1 rRNA gene is annotated in these 1714 nt (G+C 53.3%); it reads right to left on the bottom strand.

Annotated features, from left to right (window positions below):
• Nucleotides 1-75 precede the first annotated feature (75 nt).
• Nucleotides 76-1625 (bottom strand): 16S ribosomal RNA (locus AC1RRX_RS19205).
• Nucleotides 1626-1714: the final 89 nt, after the last annotated feature.

Here is a 1714-nt window from a genome sequence, read left to right on the forward strand (position 1 = left end):
TCCTTCAAAACTAAACAAGACAGGGAACGTTCTGTTTATAAGACCCAAGGTCTTATATTCCGTTAAAATCCTTAGAAAGGAGGTGATCCAGCCGCACCTTCCGATACGGCTACCTTGTTACGACTTCACCCCAATCATCTGTCCCACCTTCGGCGGCTGGCTCCATAAAGGTTACCTCACCGACTTCGGGTGTTACAAACTCTCGTGGTGTGACGGGCGGTGTGTACAAGGCCCGGGAACGTATTCACCGCGGCATGCTGATCCGCGATTACTAGCGATTCCAGCTTCACGCAGTCGAGTTGCAGACTGCGATCCGAACTGAGAACAGATTTGTGGGATTGGCTTAACCTCGCGGTTTCGCTGCCCTTTGTTCTGTCCATTGTAGCACGTGTGTAGCCCAGGTCATAAGGGGCATGATGATTTGACGTCATCCCCACCTTCCTCCGGTTTGTCACCGGCAGTCACCTTAGAGTGCCCAACTGAATGCTGGCAACTAAGATCAAGGGTTGCGCTCGTTGCGGGACTTAACCCAACATCTCACGACACGAGCTGACGACAACCATGCACCACCTGTCACTCTGCCCCCGAAGGGGACGTCCTATCTCTAGGATTGTCAGAGGATGTCAAGACCTGGTAAGGTTCTTCGCGTTGCTTCGAATTAAACCACATGCTCCACCGCTTGTGCGGGCCCCCGTCAATTCCTTTGAGTTTCAGTCTTGCGACCGTACTCCCCAGGCGGAGTGCTTAATGCGTTAGCTGCAGCACTAAGGGGCGGAAACCCCCTAACACTTAGCACTCATCGTTTACGGCGTGGACTACCAGGGTATCTAATCCTGTTCGCTCCCCACGCTTTCGCTCCTCAGCGTCAGTTACAGACCAGAGAGTCGCCTTCGCCACTGGTGTTCCTCCACATCTCTACGCATTTCACCGCTACACGTGGAATTCCACTCTCCTCTTCTGCACTCAAGTTCCCCAGTTTCCAATGACCCTCCCCGGTTGAGCCGGGGGCTTTCACATCAGACTTAAGAAACCGCCTGCGAGCCCTTTACGCCCAATAATTCCGGACAACGCTTGCCACCTACGTATTACCGCGGCTGCTGGCACGTAGTTAGCCGTGGCTTTCTGGTTAGGTACCGTCAAGGTGCCGCCCTATTTGAACGGCACTTGTTCTTCCCTAACAACAGAGCTTTACGATCCGAAAACCTTCATCACTCACGCGGCGTTGCTCCGTCAGACTTTCGTCCATTGCGGAAGATTCCCTACTGCTGCCTCCCGTAGGAGTCTGGGCCGTGTCTCAGTCCCAGTGTGGCCGATCACCCTCTCAGGTCGGCTACGCATCGTCGCCTTGGTGAGCCGTTACCTCACCAACTAGCTAATGCGCCGCGGGTCCATCTGTAAGTGGTAGCCGAAGCCACCTTTTATGTCTGAACCATGCGGTTCAGACAACCATCCGGTATTAGCCCCGGTTTCCCGGAGTTATCCCAGTCTTACAGGCAGGTTACCCACGTGTTACTCACCCGTCCGCCGCTAACATCAGGGAGCAAGCTCCCATCTGTCCGCTCGACTTGCATGTATTAGGCACGCCGCCAGCGTTCGTCCTGAGCCAGGATCAAACTCTCCGATAAAGTAGTTTGACTGACTACGCACATCGCTGTGCGATTTATTTAAAACTTTGAATTAACAGGTACGTTTTGTCTTGTTTAGTTTTCAAAGA

The organism is Bacillus sp. GW821-FHT11D08 (genome assembly GCF_058808515.1).